The following is a 19051-nucleotide window of genomic DNA, read 5'->3' as shown; positions in this document are numbered from 1 at the left end:
ACAAGAACATCGGCGAGACCGGCCATGCGCATTTCGCCCAAGGCGCGTATGCTTGCCCTGGCAATGCTGTCAGCAACGGCGCTCGCCGGCTGTGCGTCGAAGAAATACATTCCGCCGGAGATCAATTATGACGATGCGGCGCCTGCCGTGCGGAAGGTCGACCCGGCTGGTCCGGTGAGGGTGGTGGAAGTGCCGAAACTGCTTCCACTGCCTGGTCAGTTGAAACCGGTCGAGGCCACGAAGGTGAAGCCGGAGCCAGCCGATCCGACGCAGCGGATCAGCCAGGCCAATGAGGCCGCACGCATGCAGCCGGTTCGCGACGGTTTCGTCAATGCCATCCAGCTCTATCCCTGGAGTGAGGGCGCGCTCTACCAGATCTACGCCGCACCCGGCCAGGTCACCGACATCGCCTTGCAGCCCGGCGAGCAGCTTGTCGGCTCCGGGCCAGTCGCCGCCGGTGACACAGTGCGCTGGATCATCGGCGATACGCAAAGTGGGACAGGGGAGCGCCAGCAGGTCCACATTCTTGTGAAGCCGACACGGCTAGACCTCCAGACCAACCTCGTCATCAACAGCGACCGCCGCACCTATCATCTCGAGCTCCGCTCGACCGAAAAGACCTACATGGCCTCCGTCTCCTGGCAGTATCCGCAGGACCAGCTGATTGCGCTGCGGCGCCAGAATGCGCAGGCTTCCGCCGCAAAGCCGGTCGCGACCGGCGTCGACCTCCAGAAACTGAATTTCCGCTACCGCATCGAAGGCGATGCCGCCCCCTGGCGGCCGCTTCACGCCTTCGACGACGGTGCAAAGGTCTACATCGAGTTCCCATCGGGCGTAGGGCAGGGGGAAATGCCGCCGCTGTTCGTGATCGGCCCTTCGGGTGGTTCGGAACTGGTCAACTACCGCGCTCGCCAGAATTATTACATCGTTGACCGGCTGTTCGCTGCCGCGGAATTGAGGCTCGGCGACAAGACAAGCGAAAAGCGTGTCCGCATCGTGCGGACGGACGCGAAACGACGCCAGCCTGGCGCGGGGCTGTTCCGATGACCGAACCTGCAAATGCACCCAACCAGGACATTCGAGCCGAACTGCGCCTGCGGCCCGAACCGGCTAGGGTCACGCGGTTGTCGCGCAAGGTGCTGATAGGCGTTGGTGGCGTTGCCGGCGCTGCGATCCTCGGCACGTTGATTTGGGCGCTCGACACTAGACGGCGCGGCACCGAACAACCGCCCGAGCTCTTCACCACTGAAAACCGCTCCACCGCCGACGGGCTGCAGACCCTGCCGAAGGATTATGCCGGGATTCCGCAGCTCGGCCCCGCGCTGCCTGGCGACCTCGGCCGGCCGATCTTGCGTGCGCAGGAGCGCGGCCAGCCGACCGGGGCGCCGAACATCAGTGGACCGCGCGCCGATCCGGAAGAACAGCGCCGCCTGGCCGAGATCGAGGCTGCCCGCGTGGCAAAACTGTTCACCAATACCAACGCGCGGTCGCATCCGGTAAGACAGGATGCAAACACGGTCGCGAACACACTGTCCAGCCCGACACCGCCGATCGGGGAGCCACCGATCGATCCAGGCCCCGCTCAAAACATGCAGGACCGCAAGCTCGCTTTCATCAATGCCGGACCGGATCGCCGCACCGTCAGCCCCGATCGGCTCGCCGAGAAGGCCTCGCCCTATGTCGTGCAGGCTGGTAGCGTCATACCGGCAGCCCTCATCACCGGCATCCGTTCCGACCTGCCCGGCGAGATCACCGCTCAAGTCACCGAGAACGTCTACGACAGCCCGACGGGATCATACCTCTTGATCCCGCAGGGCGCGCGGCTGATCGGCCAGTATGACAGCCAGGTGGCCTTCGGTCAGTCGCGCCTGCTGCTGGTCTGGAACCGGCTGATCATGCCCAACGGCACCTCGATCGTGCTGGAGCGGCAGCAGGGCGCGGGCGCTGAAGGCTTTTCCGGGCTGGAGGACGAGGTCGACCATCATTGGGGCCAGATGTTCCGGGCCGCGGCGCTGTCGACGGTGCTCGGCATTGGAGCATCGCTTGGGTCCAACGGCGATGAGAGCGACATTGCCAAAGCCGTCCGCGAAAGCGCGCAGGATTCAGCCTCCAATATCGGCCAGCAGATCGTGCGCAATCAGCTCAACGTGCAGCCGACGCTCACGGTGCGGCCCGGTTTTCCGGTTCGCGTGATCGTCAATCGCGACCTTGTTCTTGTGCCGTACGGTGCTCAGAAGGATCCGTCATGACCAAGCTGAAACTCTCCGCCATTCCCGATGACCGTCCGGTCAAGATCACCGTCGAACTGCCCGGCGCCGTTCATCGCGATCTCGTTGCCTATGCTGAATTGCTCGGCCGTGAGAGCGGCCAGACGATCGCCGATCCAGCAAAGCTGATCGCACCAATGCTGGCACGATTCATGGCTACCGACCGGGCATTCAGCCGAATGCGTTTCGATACGAAGTCAGGGTAATCACAAAGGCAGCGAACCGGCGCGATCAAGGCAGCCTGTGTTAAACCCCGGTCGCCAGTAGCTGGGTAGGCACGCCGAGCACGGGGCCAGCTTCGGCGAGCCGACGGTCGAGCGTATGCACTGTGGCACCGTGTTCCGACGCGGTGGCGAGATGAAGTGCGTCGCCCGCGCGCAGCCCTAGAGCGTACTGATCGACGAACTTAGCCGCTGCCCGGAAATGCCCGCCCGTCACCGACAACACCGTGAAACTCTCCGCGACAAGCTTATTGAACATCGCCAGCGCCTTGGCACGTTGCGCCACCGTGATCTGGCCAGTCCGCAGCTTGATTGCCATGGCGGAGGACAATTCGGTGACGGTCCAGTCGCTTATCAGCAGCTGCGCCGGATCCTGCTCTGACAGCCAGGCCTGAGCTCGCGGGCTCGCGGCCTCGTTCGAAAGCGCCGCGACAATTATCGACGTATCGAGATAAACCATCAGTAACGATCGCCGTCCCGCATCGTCCGCACCAGATCGGCAGCGTCCTGTACCTGGGGCGTCATAGCTGTGCTCAGCGCCTGAAGCATTGCCCTATCGATCGGCTTTCGTGGTTTAGCCACGGTTGTAAGCCGTGCGACCAACTTGCCGCGTCGGGTGATGTCGACTGAATCGCCAGCTTCGACCCGGTCTATGAGTTCACTGAGATGTGCCTTGGCGTCAGCCAGATTGATCGCGTTCATGCCACGCCCCCGATCATGTAAGTCACGCTCCTGACCATGTAGATGGTCATATAGCGCATCGACTTTGGCAAATCCAGCCATCTTTATTCAGCATCTCGAAGGGGCGCGAGCCGCGTGGAAGGCCGGCGACATGGTCGTGGTGCGCTCGACGATCTAGGAAACTCAGACAGGTGGATTCCCTTCCAAGAACCCGCCGTTCAAGATAATGGCCATCGACATCCACCAGTTCAGGGACGGCAAGATCGCCAAGACTTGGCATATTGAGGATTGGCTAGGAGTGTCTTTTTCCAAATGGGCGCATTTGACCGTCCGGCCCTCCTTCGCAAGAAGGACAATGACGAAGACAGGTTCCAGCAGGATCTCTGGCCGGCCATTGATATCGATCGTTTCTTCGGACGCGTTGTGAAACGGCGACACTGGGCCGGGTCTCCAGGACTGGTGTCTGCCCCACCGATCCGAGGCTAGGGGCGAGTATTGCGCGTGACTGTTGAGCAAAGTGACGGAGCGAGCTGGCCGCGCCTTGGGGTACATGCGAACAGCACTACCAAGATTTGGCGAGTGACAGCCAGGATCAGTCGTACGCATCATCGTCCAACTCAAAGGGTGAGGAGATGATGCGGTGGTAAAAAGGAACACGCCGAGATCCGGCCACCAGACACACTCGAGCAAGATCAACGACGAGAATGTCGCGGTGCCTCTGTCCGTAGGAGTCGGTCGGGCGCACGCCCATCACGGGGAATTCCTCCAGGGCGTTTTTGAAGGGGAAAATGGACGGCTTTGTCGCGGCCTCGTCACGCTTCCGCTCACGGCGCAAGAGTCGTTAGCGACCTTCTGGCCACATGAACAAGAGGGCATTCGGCCGCGACCTGCAAACCGGACCAAAGCAGCGCGCGCCGCGGCCCTCACGCTCGAGCATATCGGAATAGCTGGGGGAGGGGGAGAATTGACGATCGAAAGCACTATACCGATAGGGCACGGCTACGGTTCCTCGACGGCAGACGTCATTGCGTCGATCCGCGCGGTCGCGGCTGCTGCGGGCCTCGTGCTGCGCCAGTCAACGGTTGCGCGACTGGCGGTTGCCGCGGAAAGCGCGAGCGATGCCATCGCGTACTGTGATCAAGCTCTGCTCTTCGCTCACCGGGAAGGCCGTACAATCGAATACTTCGGGGGCGAGTTCCCGCCCTTTGTGGTGGTGGGTTTCAGGGATGGCAGTGCCCCGCCCATCGATACGCTGGGCATGCAACGGGCACGCTACGATAGTGAGGAAATCGGGGTCTTCCGTGTTCTGCGCGGATTGGCGTACCGCTCAATCCAGCAACAAGATCCCCGTCTGCTGGGACGTGTCGCAACCATCAGCGCCAGTATAAGTCAGAGGCATCTGCCGAAGGCAGCTTTCAACACTGTTCTGGACATAGCCAGGGAGCATGACGCATGCGGCGTGCAAGTGGCCCACAGCGGCACATTGATCGGCATCCTCCTGGATGCTGCCGCACCGCGACCAGCCATGCGCGCCGTCGAACTCGCAAGGCAGTTGAGGGGCGCGGGCTTCAAAGATGTTCATACATTTGCCCTTAACGCCGAAACGAGAGTAATCCAGTGAGCGCAGGTGAAGACTACTTACGCGCCTATGAAACACCGCGATTTGCCCAGCTCGCGCCTAACCTCAACGCCGCCTGCTTTCCCCTCATGAAGCTGATGCCCGCCCGGTTCATGGTCGACCGTGCACAAGCATCAGGACGCCTTAAGCGCGGTGGGCACATCATTGAAACGACGTCGGGCACATTCGGCCTGGCCATCGCCATGCTAGCTGCCGCCCGTGGCTATGGGCTTACGCTCGTCACGGCCTCCAGCCTCATCGACCTGAAACTCAAGAGGCGGCTGGAACACCTCGGTGCCAAAGTGATGGCCATCGATGATCCTCAGGGAGACGGCAATCAGCGTGGTCGCCTTGAGTACCTTCAGAAGACCTTGCAAGATAGCCCGGACACGTATTGGCCACGACAGTACGACAGTCCGCAAAACCGCCTTGCCTACGCGCGCCTGGCGGATCTCGTTGTTCGCTCATTCGGCCGCGTCGATTGCCTCGTCGGCTGCGTCGGCACAGGGGGATCGTTGTGTGGAACCGGAGGTTTCCTTCGTGAGCTCTTTCCAGATCTCAGGATGATTGCTGTCGATACCCACAGAAGCATGCTCTTCGGCCAGCCTGTCGGAAGGCGCATGCTGCGCGGGCTCGGCAACAGTGTTTTGCCGGACAATGTTCGACATGAGATGATCGACGATATTCACTGGGTGGGCGCCTTACCGGCTTACGCCATGGCGCATGGGCTCTTTCGCGATCACGGGCTTTTCATGGGCCCGACCAGCGGCGCCGCTGCCCTGGTCGGCGCATGGTTCGCCAAGCAAAATCCCGAAGCCTCCACCGTCGTGATAATGCCAGATGAAGGGCATCGGCATTCGGATACAGTCTACAACCCGGATTGGCTCGCCGGCTTGAAGGACTGGCCAATTTCAATTCCCCTTGAGCCAACAGTTCTCAAGCAAATTCGCCCGGCCGAGGAAACGGCATGGACGAGGTTTCCTTGGGACCGTAGAACTCTAAACGCCGTTCTCGCACAGTTTGACGGCTCGTCCCCGGCGGAACGACAGGTCTAATTCAGAATTTTGACGCGACAAGGCAGCACCGGCCAAGAGTCAGACGGGGTACATCACCCGGTGAAGAAAATCCTTTGTGCGTTCGTGCTTCGGGTGTCGAAGGAGCTCCTTGGCCGGACCTTGCTCGACGATCCGGCCGCCGTCGAGAAAGAGGACACTATCGGAAACCTCCCGGGCGAACTGAATTTCATGCGTAACGACGAGCATGGTCATGTTCTCGTCTGCGAGCGCGCGCATTACCTGCAGGACCTCGCCGACCATTTCCGGATCAAGTGCGGAGGTCGGCTCGTCGAAAAGGATGGCCTGTGGGCGCATCGCCAGGGCGCGGGCGATGGCCACGCGCTGCTGCTGGCCGCCTGACAACGACGCGGGATAGGCATTCGTCTTGTCGGCCAAGCCGACGCGGTTGAGCAGTGCCATTGCCCGCTCGCGGACCTGTTTCCTATTTTCCTTCAGCACGTATAGGGGCCCTTCCATGACATTTTCCAGGGCGGTGCGGTGCGGAAACAGGTTGAAGCGTTGGAAGACCATCGAGACGCGGGTGCAGATGGTATGAACCTGGGGCGAGGCGGCATCCACCACGGTGCCATCGATACTGATGCGACCGCGCTGATAGTTTTCAAGCCCGTTCACACAACGCAGAAGCGTCGATTTGCCGGAACCCGACGGCCCAATCAAACACACGACCTGTCCCTTGACGATCTCGGCGTTGATCCCCTTGAGAACCTCGTGGACCCCGAAGGACTTGTGCACGTCGTCGAAGATGATCATCCTGCCGCCCCAAGATAGATTTCCACTTTACGCATAAGCAGATTCAGCGGAACCGTCAGGCACAGATAGAGCAGTGCCACCAGGGTAAATACTGTCATGTTGTCGAATGTGGAGGACGCAAGCATCTTGCCCTGCATGGTCAGCTCTTGAACCGAAATCACCGACACAAGCGAGGAGTCCTTTAGCAGCATGACCATGTTGTTGGCGTAAGGTGGCAGGATAATCTTGAATGCCTGCGGCAGCACGACGCGGCGCATCATCAACGGACGCTTCATCCCGATCGATTTTGCCGCTTCGACCTGACCCGTATCGACCGCCTCGATGCCAGCCCGGAAAGTTTCCCCGAGATAGCAGGAGTGAGCCAGCCCCAGCCCGATCGTGCCAGCCTGAAGGGCAGTCAGGTTGATGCCGATATCGGGCGCTACAAAGTAAATATAAAAGAGAACGACGAGGAGCGGGATGCCGCGCACGAAGTCGACAAGGAGCCGTGTCGGCACTGCGAGAGAGCGAATCCCAGACGTTCTGAACAACGCCCAGACAAGACCGAGCGCGGTCGCAAGGCACAGCGCAAAAAGGGTTATCATGACGGTCAGCCAAACGCCGTTAAGAAGAAGCGGCAGATATTCCGTTGCGTGCGCGATGAATTTGGTCATGGCCGGCTGTTATTCCTCTTGGCACGTACCCTGGCCGACAAAGCCGGTCATTCCGACGCGATCCTATGGTCCTGCCAGCCGGCGCGCGTTTCGCGGTCCATGCGCGATGGCCTTCAGAGACCATATTTGGCAAATATTCTCCTGAGTTCGCCACTTTCTTTCAACTTCGCGATGGAAGCGTTCACCTTTTCGAGAAGCAGTGGGTTTTCCTTGGCAACCGCCAACGCGACCTCGCCTTTTTTCATCGGCTGATAGCCGTCGACGAGGCGAACACCCAGTTCGGGATTCTTTGACAGCTGGTACGCGACGATTGGGGCGTCACCAAAGCCGGCCTTGATGCGACCCAGGACCACATCACGCATCATATCAGCGATCGAGTCGTAGAGTTTGACTTGGCCGAATACGCCAAGACCTTCCAGAGCGTCAGCGTAGGTTGAGCCGATCTGCGCGCCGACAGTTTCACCCCTGAGCTCTTCGAGTGTGTAGTTTTTGCTGTCACCGGCAGCAACAAACATTGCCTCGCCGTAGGCGTAAACCGGCGTGCTGAAATCAATGACCTGCTTGCGCTTGTCCGTTATGAACATACTGGCGGAGATCAGATTGATTTTGTCGGTCGTCAATGCCGGGATAAGGGCGGGAAAGGCGTTTATTTGAAAATCGGCGGTCGTACCAAGGCTCGCGGCAATCGCACTTGCCAGATCGACCATCGCGCCTGTCGGCTTTTGGGTTGCGGTGTCGACAAACGTGAACGGCACCCCGGTTGGAGTAACGCCGACTCTGAGCGTTTCCTCGGCCATTGTCTGCGTTGCCATTCCGATACCGATAGCTGCAAGCCAGCCGATGAGCGTTTTGTGAAGCATGAACATTCCCCTTACATCATGTTTGAATCGAGGTTCCGCTCGCTAAGCGGGTTGAATTTGCCTCTCCTGGATAGCTTTTAGGAAGTCGCAATACCGTCCAATGGTGGACGAGATCATCAATCGATCAGAAATCGCATCCGTTCATGATCGTCTCTATCTTCTCTTCAGGACATCTTGGTCGCGCGTCTTTCATGAGAGGGCGTGAAATAGTCACGGCCCTCGGCAAGGTATTCCCACGCTTCGGCAACTGACTGAAATGATGGTTGTGCTTTGTCCGGACCGGTCGAACGGTCCAAGTCCTTGAGGCCACTCGCTGTCACGATGGCGACGACGCTGTCCGACCGCGCGATGGTGCCTTCTCGTCTCAAGGATTCGATAGCTGCAAATGGCGTCACGGAGGCAAGCTCGGCAAAAACACCCTCGGTGGCCGCAAGCTGCTGCTGCATCGCTACCAGGCCGAAATTGCCGACCGGCATTGCCATGCCGCCAGATTCACGCAGGGCGTTGAGCGCCTGAAACGTGCTTCGTGTGGTGCCGATCGAGATGGCAAGCGTGTCGAAGCTTGCGGGAACTTCGGCAACCAGATCTCCCTTGCCGGCAAGCGCTCTGGCCAAAGATCCATGCACTTCCGCCGCCACGAGTCTCGGCAACCGATCGATCTTGCCTTGGCTAAGAAGATCCTTAAATCCAGCCCACAGCCCGGCAAGCGCGTCCCCATAGCAAACAGGCAAGGCGCACCAGTCCGGCACGGCACCGTGCATCTGGTCGACGATTTCGTAAGCCAGGGTCTTGTAGCCCTCGATCCCGACAGGATGACTGCCGACCACGGGGCTGTGAAACGGCGACGTTGCAAACCATCCGAGGCGCTCGGTACCAGCGGCAAGCAATGGCCAACGATGCGACTTGTCGGCCAGAGGCACGACCTTCGCGCCGTATTTGCGGATTTGTGCCAGCATGGCGCCGGCAGTGCCGGAGAATGTGACAACGACGCATTTCAAGCCCGCCCGTGCAGCGTAAGCGGCAAGTGAGGCCCCGGCGTTCCCGGACGAGGCCGTCGCCACGACATGTGCGCCGCTCAAACGTGCCATCGACACCGCTACGGTCGAGAAGCGGTCCTTGTGGGACCACGTAGGATTTCCGCCCTCATCCTTGATAAGAAGGTTGGGGACGCCGAGTTGCTTTCCCAGCGTCTCGGCACTTAACAGCGGCGTCAGCCCCTCGCCCAAAGAGATTGCATCGCTGAGCGCACAAGGAAGCATGTCGGCATAGCGCCAGAGCGAGGGCAGCGCGGCACCCGTTGCGGAAGAGGCCGATGTATCTCCTGATGGATCATAGACAACCTTAAGATTGGCGGGCGCCTCCGCACTACATTTCGGGCAGCCGCGTGAGTCGATCTTCATATCGATCCGGAACAAAGCGCCGCATCGAATGCAGGAAAGTCCAACCGCGCTCATGACGGCACCCGGGTGATTGGGCCTTGCGTCTCCGTCAGCCGCTCCACTCCGTCATGGCGAACAACCACCATGTCCTCCACTTGGAGTCCCCAGCGGCCGATTTCGTAGTAGGGCGTCTCCACGCACAGCACCATTCCTTCTTCAAGGACGTCTGTACTGCGCGGCGAGAGCGTTGGCGCGTCATAACCGTCAAGGCCGATGCCATGACCGACGTGATCGCGCTTGTAGTGAGCAATTCCTTCGCGCTGAACGACACCCACCACCGCCTCGAAGAGCTGTGCCGCTGCCATGCCCGGCCGGATAATGTCGCAGGCATGCTGAACTCCGCGCAGTAGCGCTTGCTGAAGCCGATGCGCCTGCGGCGGCGGATCGCCCAGCGTGGCGATGCGGGCAATGTCGGCGCGGTAGTGCCGAAACCGCCCCCCGACGTCGAAGCGGATGATTTCTCCAGCACGCAACTTGCGGTCAGAAGGCTGGACGTTCATGAGCGCGCTACGCTCGCCAAAGCCGATGCATCCCAATACGGGCAGGGCGCCTTCCTCAACCGTTTTGACATGAAAAGCGCGCGCCACGTCTGCTTCGGTAGCACCTTCTTGAGCAACCGCGAGCGCTGCTTCAATGGAGCGTTCGGCAATTTTGGCAACTTGGCCAAGCCGTTCGATTTCATCTGTCGTCTTTACTGCACGAACCTCGCGAAGCAACGCCGTGGCTGGTACCCACGACGCATTGGGAAAATGGGCTTTGAGAGCTTCGTGATATCCTGGCGCGAGTCCCGCCTCGTCAATGCCGATCCGCCCACGGGCGAGCTGGGCTTCGTCCAATGCGGCAACCAAAGCCGCGATTGCATCGCTATGTCTCGGCAGCGCCCGAAGCTGGAGGTGTTGTCTATTCGCGCGATCCGCGGCGGTCGTCGGACCGACATCGGCATAAAAGTCGCCATAGCGCCGCACCTTGCTTACCCAGAGTTCCTGATCAGCAACGAGGTCGAGGGTACTAGTGTTGGCGATGATTTCAGGCGTGCCTTTGTCAGGAGCCGGCCACACCACATAGGCCTGCGGACCACGACGGATCCATTGCGGCAGAGCCCAGAAGCCGCTCATATAGGTCACGTTTTCCGGCGCCGTCGCTATAACTGCATCAAGCCCGGCTGCCGTCATGCATCGTTTCAGGCGCGCTTCGTTAAGCAGCATGATGGGAATCCCGAGCCTGTTTTGCTTCCACAAAGCCGAGGCCGGCGGAAATGCGCGCCGCAGCCGCCATTACTGCCTCTCCAATCTCAGCGATCTCCACATGCGGTCCCACTGACCGGGGGTAGGCCACACTTATCGCGGCGATGATTGTGCCTGATGCATCGCGAAGCGGTGCGCCGACCGCAATCAGCCCGGTAAAGTTCTCGTCCAGGGATGTTGTGTAACCGATGGGCTCGGATGCTCTGATTTGAGCAACGAGCTTGTGCGGATCCGTGACGGTGCGTACGGCAACCTGCTCCAGTGGACCTCGTCCAAGAATCCCAATGACCGCCTCGCCGCTCAGCTCCATCAGGAGTGCCTTGCCCAACGCGGTGGAGTGCAAGGGGAAGGTCTCGCCAGGTGAAGAACGAATGACGACCGGACTCTTGCTTTGCACTGTCAGGAGATAAATTCCGCAGCTGCCCCGCCTGATACCGAGGAATGCGTTGAAGCAACCTTCGGCAGCCAGCGCCTGCAGTTCTATTTCAGCCAAACCAACCAGGCGGTCTCTACCCAAGACCTTCCGCGCGAGCGCCAGAACAGAGTGTCCAAGGCGGTAGCGCCGCGAGTCTGGCGACTGCTCGACATAGCCCTGCTCTGCCAGAGTGTTCAGAATTCGCTGCACGGCGGGAGCACTTTGCTCAAGCCTGCGCGCGAGTTCGCGCACCCCGACCGCCTCGTCCGCTTCCTTGAGGAGATTGAGAACCGCAAGGCCACGTTCCAATGAAAGATTTCCTGTCACCGGCGTTCCTTATTTCGGAATGGTGTTCCTTAATATGATCAGAAAAGCAGCAATGGCCGTGCCTGTCAACAACGAATGTGCACTATAGTGTGTCGTCCTAAAGTGTGCCCAGCGACGACCATGCCGTCATGGACCTACGGGTGGTTGTCGGCCTCAACGTACAGAGGATTCGGCGCGCACAGGCCCTCTCTCAAGAGGAACTGTCGTTCCGTTCAGGATTCACGCGCGCCTATCTGAGTGGTCTCGAGGCCGGCCGTCGCAATCCCACACTCCTGTCGCTCGCAAAGCTTGCCACCGCATTGAGCGTCGACATCGAGGAGCTGACGAAACGGCCCGGCAAAAACGCCCGAGCCCCAGCTGGAGATTGTACTGTGGCGCCGCGTGGGCGGCGCAAGGGAAAATCCTGATACTCTCGGCGGCCTGCTAGCCGGTGCATTATGGCGAGTTTCGACGGATGAGCTGCTCCACGTCAACTTGCAATGCCAACGCCAGTACCTCCAGGGTATCGACGGTCGGTGAGTTTTCCTCCCGCTCGAGCTTGCCGACATAGTTGCGATCAAGGCCGGCAAGGTCCGCGAGCTGCTCCTGCGACAGGCCGGTGCCCTGGCGAAGCAACCTCAGATTGCGAGCAAAAACTGACCTCAGCCTCATGCGGCGAGGCAGTCAGAACGCGCCCTTTAGTGCCACCTACTATAGTAGTCAAACGTCATGCCGCAGGTTGCGGTCGAACCTAAGTTATTTATTGTTTTCTTTGTCTCAGTACATTGAAAGGACGTACAATGGCGGCGGTTCACGGGAGCGTCTTACAGGATCAGCTAATACAAATCTTTGAAGCAACCGCGCAGATTGACCGTGCAACCAGCGCCGCCGAGATCATTCGGCAACTGCGCAAGAGCATCGAACGTCACGGCTACGCAGCCTGTCTCGTCACCGAATTGCCACGCCAGGACACCGGATCGCTGGATGGACACATCCTTGTCAACGGTTGGCCGCAGGAATGGTACGACCGCTACATGGCTGCCGGACACTATCGCCATGATCCTTGCGTTGCTTTGTGCCGAGGTGGGATCGGGCCGTTCCTTTGGAGGGATGCCCATCACGGCTTGACGAACAGCAATGCCAGGAAGGTGATGGGTGAGGCGAGAGAGTTTGGGCTTTGCGACGGGATCTGCATCCCAATCCAGGATGCGTTTGGCGATCCCGCCTGTGTAACGGTTGCTGGAAGCGAAATTGATTTGGCGCCGGCGGTGCGCTGCACCATCCATGCCCTTGCGCGCCATGCCTACTCAGCTGCCGAACGACTCGTTGGCAGCTCGCGCAGGCGGCCGAGACAAAAGCTTTCCCAACGAGAACGTGAAATCCTGCAGTGGGTCGCGGGAGGAAAGACCGCGTGGGAGGTTTCGCGAATACTTGGCATCTCGGAAAACACCGTGACTACCCACCTGCGCAACATCAAGCAGAAGCTCAGCAGTGCCAACGTCGTGCACGCGATCGTCGAGGCTTTCCGCAGGCACGAAATCGAGTTTTGATCCATCCTCAGATCTGGGTATTTCACGGGCAATCGTCGCGTGGTCGGATGGGGTTCCATCGCGAGGAACCGCAATGATTCAGGTCCATGTCGTCGACGCGTCAAACAGCTTTGCCTATCAAGAGGAGCTCGACAGTTATTTCCGCCTGCGACATGAAATCTATGTCGATGAACGTGGGTGGCACGAACTGAGGCGCCCCGACCGGCGCGAGATCGACTCGTTTGACACTTCGGACGCGGTTCATTTGCTCGGCATCCAGCCAGGGAGAGGTGTCGTTGCCGGATCGCGTTTGGTGCCGAGCCTCCGCCCACATCTGATGAGCGAAATCTTTCCGCAACTCGCCGATGATGGCGTTCCGCGGCGACCGAATGTCTTTGAATGGACCAGGTTCTTCGTGGCGCGTGATCTTCGTGAGCCGGGCCGACCTTGCCACGCAGCCGGCGTGATCTACTGCGGAATTTTGGAATTCTGTATTCAGCGACATATCAGCAATCTGACAATCGTGTGTGAGGACTACTGGTTCGACCGCCTCGCATCGATTGGCTGGAGTCCAAAGCAGCTTGGGCCTTCGCTCAAACGCGATGATATGACAATGATTGGCCTGATGGTTGATGTCGGCCCCTCAGCCTTGATGGCGACGCGACAATTCTACCGGATAACGGAGCCAGTGCTTTGGACCGAAAGTGCAATCAAGCAGCTGGCCTCGCCGGACACCATCCGCGGGGGCGCAGCCATCTCTATCGGCCAAAACTTTGATCAAGGTTCCACAGCGCCACTCGCGACCGGCTGAAATCATGCTCTCCCAGAACGTGCGGCGACCATGGAATTGTAGTGAATGACCTGCGCACGCGCAAACGTCATGGTTCGACCGGCAGCCGGTTCGATCGCTTGATCTGCGCAAGCGCGAAGCTGGATTCGATGGAGGCTACGCCGTCCAGCCGGGTCAGCTTTTCCTTCAGGAAGCGCTCATAGGCGTGCAGGTCGCGCACTACCACACGCAGCAGATAGTCGCGCTGGCCAGTCATCAGATAGCAATCGACCACCTCCGGCCAGCGCGCGATTGCCGCGTTGAACCGCTTCAGCTCGTTCTCGCGCTGGCGCTCCAGCTTGATTGAGGCAAACACCGAGATCGGCAAATCGACCATGTCCTGATCGATCAGGGCGGCATAGCCGGTGATCACGCCCATATCCTCCATCAGGCGGACCCGGCGGGCGCAGGGCGAGGCCGAAAGGCCGACTTGCTCGGCAAGCTGCTGCGCCGTCATCCTGCCGTCGGCCTGCAGCGCAGCAATGATCTTTCGGTCGATATCGTCCAGTCGGCTTTTTGGCACGAAACGTCACTCCTGTCGTCGATGTTGGCGAAAGCAGCTAATGTAGCTGCCAAGTTCATGCAAGTTTAGCGACAATCAGCTTTTGGTCAGCTCTATGATTGCGGCGATCGAAATCGGGAGTCTTGCGGCATGGACAAACAAGAGCTGGAGGCACTTTCGACGCTGGAGAAAAAGGTGCTCTGGCTGTCGGCATGGATGATCCACAACGCCAATCATCTGCGCGAAAGCACCGACGGCCTGAAGGTCGGCGGGCACCAGGCATCCTCGGCCTCGCTGGTGACGATCATGACCGCGCTCTATTTCTCGGTGCTGAGGCCACACGACCGCGTTGCGGTGAAGCCGCATGCCTCGCCGGTATTCCACGCCATCCAGTATCTCCTTGGGAACCAGACGAGGGAGAAGCTCGAACAGTTTCGCGCCCTCGGTGGCGCGCAAAGCTATCCGTCGCGGACCAAGGACGTCGACGACGTCGATTTCTCGACCGGCTCCGTAGGGCTCGGCGTCGCGCAGACGCTGTTTGCCTCGCTTGTGCAGGATTATCTCAGCGCCCGCGACGAAAGCATGCCCGAGGGCCGGATGGTGGCGCTGATCGGCGACGCCGAGATGGACGAAGGCAACATCTTCGAGGCGCTTTTGGAAGGGTGGAAACACGGCCTGCGCAACTGCTGGTGGATCGTCGACTACAACCGACAGAGCCTCGATGCCGTGGTTCGCGAAGGCCTTTGGGAACGCTTCGAAAACATTTTCCGGAATTTCGGCTGGGACGTCGTGATCCTGAAATACGGCTCGCTGCTCGAAGCCTCCTTCACCGAACCGGGCGGCGAGGCGCTAAAGGCCTGGATCGACGCCTGCCCGAACCAGCTCTATTCGGCGCTGACCTATCAGGGCGCCTCCGCTTGGCGCAAGCGCCTGATCGCCGACATCGGTGACAAGCCGGGCCTGCAATCGCTTCTCGACCGGCGCTCCGATGCCGAGCTCGCCGCGCTGATGACCAATCTCGGCGGCCACGACCTACCATGCCTGATCGAGAGCTTCGAGACGGCACGCGGCAACGATCGGCCGACGTGCTTCATCGCATACACGATCAAGGGCTTCGGCCTGCCGCTCGCCGGCCATAAGGACAACCACGCCGGCCTGATGACCAAGGATCAGATGGCGGTCCTTCGCGCCTCGATGTCGGTCGGCGACGGGCGGGAGTGGAACGCCTTCGAGGGATTGGCGTTTGGGGATTTGGAGCTGCAACGGTTCCTCGATGCCGTTCCGTTCGCGGCAAAGGGCCAGCGGCGCCGGCACGCCCAGCGCATCGTGATCCCTGATCGTCTCGTCGCGGAGGCCAAAGGGAGCGTCTCCACGCAGGTCGGCTTCGGCAGAATTCTGGACGAGATTGCGCGGGCCGGCGGGCCGCTTGCCGATGCGATCGTCACGACATCGCCCGATGTCACGGTTTCGACCAATCTCGGCCCCTGGGTCAACCGGCGCGGCCTGTTCGCGCGTCAGTCACTCGCGGACACTTTCCGCAGCGAACGCATCGCCTCGGCGCAGAAATGGGAATTCGGCACCTCCGGCCAGCACATCGAACTGGGCATCGCCGAGAACAATCTGTTCATCCTGCTGTCGGCGCTCGGGCTGTCGCATTCGATCTTCGGCAAACGGCTGCTGCCGATCGGCACGCTCTACGATCCGTTCATCCAGCGCGGCCTCGATGCGCTCAACTATGCCTGCTACCAGGATGCGCGCTTCCTCCTTGTCGCCACGCCGTCCGGGGTCACACTGGCACCGGAAGGCGGCGCGCATCAGTCGATCGCCACCCAGCTGATCGGCATGGCGCAGGACGGACTTGCCGCCTACGAGCCGGCCTTCGTCGACGAGTTGAGCGTCATCATGCGCTTTGCGCTGCATTATATGCAGCGCGACGGCGACGCCGTGCAGTCGGAGCGCACCTGGCTGCGCGACGAGACCGGCGGCTCGGTCTATCTGCGGCTCTCGACGCGCCCGGTCGAGCAAATCATTCGTCCCATGACGCCACAGCTCGAGCAGGACATTGTCGATGGCGGCTATTGGCTGCGGCGTCCGGGTCCGAATGCCGAAGTGATCGTTGCCTACACCGGCACCGTCGCGCCGGAAGCCATCGAGGCGGTCGGCATGATGGCCGAGGACCGTCGCGACGTCGGTCTTCTGGCCGTGACTTCGGCCGACCGATTGAACGCAGGCTGGACAGCGGCAAGTCGCGCGCGCGAACGCGGCCTCGTCCATGCAAGGAGCCATATTGAAAGGCTGTTTGCCGATCTCCCAGCGCATTGCGCGATCGTCTCCGTCACCGACGGTCATCCGGCGGCGCTCGGCTGGCTGGGCTCGGTGTACGGCCACCGCACGCGCAGTCTCGGTGTCGAGCACTTTGGCCAGTCGGGGACGATCGGTGACCTTTACCGCCACTTCGGCATCGACGCCAATTCCATCGCCACAGCCGCCGACCGCATTGCTGATGGCCGCCCCATCCGCTACCTACACGCGCTGGATTGATGCTGTGAGTCGCCGTCCGGGATCGTCGGCGTAGCCAGCCCATCCCGTCCGCGGCGAAGCGAGGGTAACTCGCCATCTTGAAAGTCTACGCGGAGTCTGAACTGCGCCCACTCTCGAAGCGCACGGCAATGCCCGTGCGTGATGTACTTGGGGTCGACCGTTGAGAGCGGGCCGACCGATCTCCTTTTTTGCTTAGCCAGGCGTCAGTACACCGTAGCCGGCGCTTGGAGTAATCCGGCGTCAAATAATCGTTGTTTGCAATTGCGCAAGCCGAATTTTCCAAATAGGAACGCCGGAGGTCAACAAGGGAATGATTTTGATGGACGAAGCAATTGGGCAAAGAAATGCTGATCTGCTAGCGATGACAGCAGATATCGTCGCCGCCTATGTCCAAAGCAACGCAACGCCCGTGGCGGATCTGCCGAATTTGATCGCGAGCGTTAATTCTGCGTTGTCTGGCCTGGCCAAGCTGGTCGCTGCGCCATCGCCAATACTTACGCCCGCCGTAAATCCTAAGAAGTCGATCTTTCCCGAATACATTATAAGCCTTGAGAACGGGCGCAAGTTCAAGTCGATGAAGCGCCACCTGGGCTTGCTTGGCATGACACCTGATGAGTACAGAGCCAAGTGGGGTTTGGCGTGGGACTATCCTATGGTAGCGCCCAGCTATGCGGCTCAGCGGTCTGCGCTTGCCAAAGCTGCCGGTCTCGGCCGCAAGGCGGTTGCCAAAACGCCGCCAAAGAAAGCACCAGCAAAGCGCAAGGCCAAAGCCTGACAGTGCACGACGTCCGGGCCATGCCATCAGGTCTGGATGGCTAGATGGCCTGGCTGGGAATGAGTTGCCTGGCTTCGCGGTTCAGTAAGCGCCGCTCTCGCCACAACACAAGCTTCAGCACGGCTTGCGTCTTCACGTCCTCGCATCCTGGCGGGGGCAGGAGAGGTCGATCAATGTGCGATCGACAAGTCGAGCGGATATATCGTCGCCCTCGACAGACAATCAAATCATATCGATAAAATCGCACCACATCGATACATCACGCTCTGCTCGAAGCCACAAAGCAACTGAATCCAGCAGCGCTCCGTGCTTCAAGGGCATGGGCATACGGGTGCTGGGTAAGCCTAAATTTCTTCCCCGAGCAATATCCTGGCCTCCTTGGCAGCAGCGATGAACGCCTGGCGCGCTATCCTTGGTGGTTTTTCTCCACGGATTACGGCAAGGCATGCTTCGATTGCGGCGAGCCGCGACTTGCCCTCCGGCCTCGGCCAATCCCTCAGCAGAACTTCGGCCGCGTCGGATACCGACGTAACAACTCTGTCGCGATCGATCCGGCCGGGTTGAACGACGACGGGCTTTCTGAAACGTCTCGTACGCACGACAGCCTCCAAGAACAAAATATCTTAGCTTCTGCTGATCCTTTGCGCCACATCAAACGTCCGCAAGTAACAGAAGGTAGGACGCTATGCCCTACGATCCCCAAAAACACCCAGCCGCACGCGCTTTGCTCGCCAGTGGTTGACACAGGAAGTCTCATTTGGGTCCAAGAACACCAGAACGTATGGTCAGAGCCGCAAGGGGAAGCCAAGGAGGCGATCGGTGAAACTGCTCAACGAGCTAGCGTGGCGAAACCTTCGCCGCGCCAGACCGTTTATTCTGCTCCAGGAGAGGTCCATTCATGCCCAGACGAGATGCAAAAAAACCAGCGGCCAGACGGCCAACGAGCCCTCGTTCGCGTCCCCTGAAAGGCGAGGAGACGGAAGTGAACCACATCGTCGAAACGCAAAGTGTATCGCCAGCCCAGGCGCGAGAGCTTGTGCGGCGGCACGGAAACGATTGGCGTAAGATCGATGAAGCCGCCAAGTCTTATAAGGACGACAGCTAAGCACTTCCAAGCCGGGGGAAAGGGAGCTTTGTCACGGCAATCCGCAGAGTTGCAAATTGAGCGGATCGGCTTGAGGCGACGAATGACCACTATCGCAACGTTCATGGTCAGCCACTATATTCCCGGCCGGATGCCGCCATGTCCAGAACTCTGATTGTCGTTGGTCTGATTATAGTTGCCATAGGCCTATTGTGGCCCTGGTTGTCGCGGGTCGGTCCGGGCAAATTGCCCGGTGACATC

24 protein-coding genes are annotated in these 19051 nt (G+C 60.0%); 12 read left to right on the top strand and 12 right to left on the bottom strand.

Annotation, left to right across the window (positions count from 1 at the left end):
- Positions 1-24: 24 nt before the first annotated feature.
- From trbG to NKI85_RS33115, 3 genes are read left to right on the top strand one after another with little or no spacing between them, the layout of a single operon-like run.
- Entirely contained in the window at positions 25-1047 is a 1023-nt protein-coding gene (trbG, locus tag NKI85_RS33125; RefSeq protein ID WP_352780173.1) for a P-type conjugative transfer protein TrbG, read from the top strand.
- On the top strand, positions 1044-2249 hold the full coding sequence (locus tag NKI85_RS33120; protein WP_352529635.1) for a TraB/TrbI/VirB10 family type IV secretion system protein: 1206 nt from the start codon (positions 1044-1046) through the stop codon (positions 2247-2249). The genes trbG and NKI85_RS33120 overlap by 4 nt, the downstream gene beginning before the upstream one ends.
- The gene (locus tag NKI85_RS33115) at positions 2246-2473 is read left to right on the top strand and encodes a DUF2274 domain-containing protein (RefSeq protein WP_352529637.1); all 228 of its coding nucleotides are present in this window, start codon (positions 2246-2248) and stop codon (positions 2471-2473) included. Before NKI85_RS33120 ends, NKI85_RS33115 begins: the two co-directional genes overlap by 4 nt.
- Before the next feature lie 40 nt (positions 2474-2513).
- On the opposite strand, the gene NKI85_RS33110 is transcribed toward NKI85_RS33115, so the two are convergent.
- From NKI85_RS33110 to NKI85_RS33100, 3 genes are all read right to left on the bottom strand, one after another.
- Positions 2514-2948, bottom strand: coding sequence for a type II toxin-antitoxin system VapC family toxin (locus tag NKI85_RS33110; RefSeq protein WP_352529639.1), 435 nt, complete (start codon positions 2946-2948; stop codon positions 2514-2516).
- Positions 2948-3190, bottom strand: coding sequence for a type II toxin-antitoxin system Phd/YefM family antitoxin (locus NKI85_RS33105; protein WP_352529641.1), 243 nt, complete (start codon positions 3188-3190; stop codon positions 2948-2950). Before NKI85_RS33105 ends, NKI85_RS33110 begins: the two co-directional genes overlap by 1 nt.
- Positions 3191-3352: 162 nt before the next feature.
- Entirely contained in the window at positions 3353-3607 is a 255-nt protein-coding gene (locus NKI85_RS33100) for a hypothetical protein (RefSeq protein WP_352529643.1), read from the bottom strand.
- A gap of 202 nt (positions 3608-3809) precedes the next feature.
- Between NKI85_RS33100 and NKI85_RS33095 the strand changes: the two genes are divergently transcribed.
- Positions 3810-4790, top strand: a complete 981-nt coding sequence (locus NKI85_RS33095) for a GHMP family kinase ATP-binding protein (protein ID WP_502900760.1) — start codon at positions 3810-3812, stop codon at positions 4788-4790.
- Entirely contained in the window at positions 4787-5842 is a 1056-nt protein-coding gene (locus tag NKI85_RS33090) for a cysteine synthase family protein (protein WP_352529647.1), read from the top strand. The genes NKI85_RS33095 and NKI85_RS33090 overlap by 4 nt, the downstream gene beginning before the upstream one ends.
- 39 nt (positions 5843-5881) lie before the next feature.
- Here NKI85_RS33090 and NKI85_RS33085 read toward each other — a convergent pair whose 3' ends face one another.
- The 6 genes from NKI85_RS33085 to NKI85_RS33060 form a co-directional block, all read right to left on the bottom strand.
- Positions 5882-6613, bottom strand: a complete 732-nt coding sequence (locus tag NKI85_RS33085) for an amino acid ABC transporter ATP-binding protein (protein WP_352529649.1) — start codon at positions 6611-6613, stop codon at positions 5882-5884.
- Positions 6610-7266 (bottom strand): amino acid ABC transporter permease, encoded by a 657-nt coding sequence (locus NKI85_RS33080; protein ID WP_352780170.1) that lies wholly within the window; start codon positions 7264-7266, stop codon positions 6610-6612. The genes NKI85_RS33085 and NKI85_RS33080 overlap by 4 nt, the downstream gene beginning before the upstream one ends.
- 113 nt (positions 7267-7379) lie before the next feature.
- Positions 7380-8126 carry a substrate-binding periplasmic protein gene (locus NKI85_RS33075; RefSeq protein ID WP_352529653.1) on the bottom strand — a complete coding sequence of 249 codons (747 nt, stop codon included), beginning with the start codon at positions 8124-8126 and terminating at the stop codon, positions 7380-7382.
- Positions 8127-8290: 164 nt separating this feature from the next.
- Complete coding sequence (locus NKI85_RS33070; RefSeq protein ID WP_352780169.1) at positions 8291-9580, bottom strand: threonine synthase; 1290 nt, start codon at positions 9578-9580, stop codon at positions 8291-8293.
- Positions 9577-10770, bottom strand: a complete 1194-nt coding sequence (locus tag NKI85_RS33065; RefSeq protein WP_352529657.1) for a M24 family metallopeptidase — start codon at positions 10768-10770, stop codon at positions 9577-9579. Before NKI85_RS33065 ends, NKI85_RS33070 begins: the two co-directional genes overlap by 4 nt.
- Positions 10760-11533: an IclR family transcriptional regulator gene (locus NKI85_RS33060; protein WP_352529659.1), complete on the bottom strand. Its 774-nt coding sequence runs from the start codon at positions 11531-11533 to the stop codon at positions 10760-10762. Before NKI85_RS33060 ends, NKI85_RS33065 begins: the two co-directional genes overlap by 11 nt.
- A gap of 146 nt (positions 11534-11679) precedes the next feature.
- Here NKI85_RS33060 and NKI85_RS33055 point away from each other — a divergent pair, with 146 nt between their 5' ends.
- Positions 11680-11958, top strand: a complete 279-nt coding sequence (locus NKI85_RS33055; RefSeq protein WP_352529661.1) for a helix-turn-helix domain-containing protein — start codon at positions 11680-11682, stop codon at positions 11956-11958.
- A gap of 28 nt (positions 11959-11986) precedes the next feature.
- On the opposite strand, the gene NKI85_RS33050 is transcribed toward NKI85_RS33055, so the two are convergent.
- Positions 11987-12202, bottom strand: a complete 216-nt coding sequence (locus NKI85_RS33050; RefSeq protein WP_023679380.1) for a helix-turn-helix domain-containing protein — start codon at positions 12200-12202, stop codon at positions 11987-11989.
- Positions 12203-12330: 128 nt separating this feature from the next.
- Between NKI85_RS33050 and NKI85_RS33045 the strand changes: the two genes are divergently transcribed.
- Together NKI85_RS33045 and NKI85_RS33040 are read left to right on the top strand one after the other, a co-directional pair.
- Entirely contained in the window at positions 12331-13080 is a 750-nt protein-coding gene (locus tag NKI85_RS33045) for an autoinducer binding domain-containing protein (protein WP_352780168.1), read from the top strand.
- A gap of 73 nt (positions 13081-13153) precedes the next feature.
- A complete protein-coding gene (locus tag NKI85_RS33040) occupies positions 13154-13870 on the top strand; it encodes an acyl-homoserine-lactone synthase (protein ID WP_352529665.1) in 717 nt (238 codons plus the stop codon).
- Between the two features lie 67 nt (positions 13871-13937).
- Here the strand turns inward: NKI85_RS33040 and NKI85_RS33035 are convergent, their stop codons facing one another.
- On the bottom strand, positions 13938-14411 hold the full coding sequence (locus NKI85_RS33035) for an Lrp/AsnC family transcriptional regulator (protein ID WP_352529667.1): 474 nt from the start codon (positions 14409-14411) through the stop codon (positions 13938-13940).
- 129 nt (positions 14412-14540) lie between these two features.
- Between NKI85_RS33035 and NKI85_RS33030 the strand changes: the two genes are divergently transcribed.
- Together NKI85_RS33030 and NKI85_RS33025 are read left to right on the top strand one after the other, a co-directional pair.
- Positions 14541-16931: a thiamine pyrophosphate-binding protein gene (locus NKI85_RS33030; protein WP_352780167.1), complete on the top strand. Its 2391-nt coding sequence runs from the start codon at positions 14541-14543 to the stop codon at positions 16929-16931.
- A 319-nt stretch (positions 16932-17250) separates the two neighbouring features.
- Entirely contained in the window at positions 17251-17706 is a 456-nt protein-coding gene (locus NKI85_RS33025; protein ID WP_352529671.1) for a Ros/MucR family transcriptional regulator, read from the top strand.
- 344 nt (positions 17707-18050) lie between these two features.
- Here the strand turns inward: NKI85_RS33025 and NKI85_RS33020 are convergent, their stop codons facing one another.
- Positions 18051-18305, bottom strand: coding sequence for a DUF982 domain-containing protein (locus NKI85_RS33020; protein ID WP_352529719.1), 255 nt, complete (start codon positions 18303-18305; stop codon positions 18051-18053).
- A gap of 383 nt (positions 18306-18688) precedes the next feature.
- Here NKI85_RS33020 and NKI85_RS33015 point away from each other — a divergent pair, with 383 nt between their 5' ends.
- On the top strand, positions 18689-18811 hold the full coding sequence (locus tag NKI85_RS33015) for a hypothetical protein (protein WP_292654615.1): 123 nt from the start codon (positions 18689-18691) through the stop codon (positions 18809-18811).
- Positions 18812-18949: 138 nt separating this feature from the next.
- Positions 18950-19051 (top strand): DUF2905 family protein (locus tag NKI85_RS33010; protein ID WP_352780179.1); only part of this gene is annotated, 102 nt, incomplete at its 3' end.

The organism is Mesorhizobium sp. M0571 (assembly GCF_040320985.1).
In the GTDB taxonomy this organism is placed as follows: domain Bacteria; phylum Pseudomonadota; class Alphaproteobacteria; order Rhizobiales; family Rhizobiaceae; genus Mesorhizobium.
The sequence above is the reverse complement of the archived record's forward strand: the minus strand, read 5'-3'. Positions and strand labels throughout refer to the sequence as shown.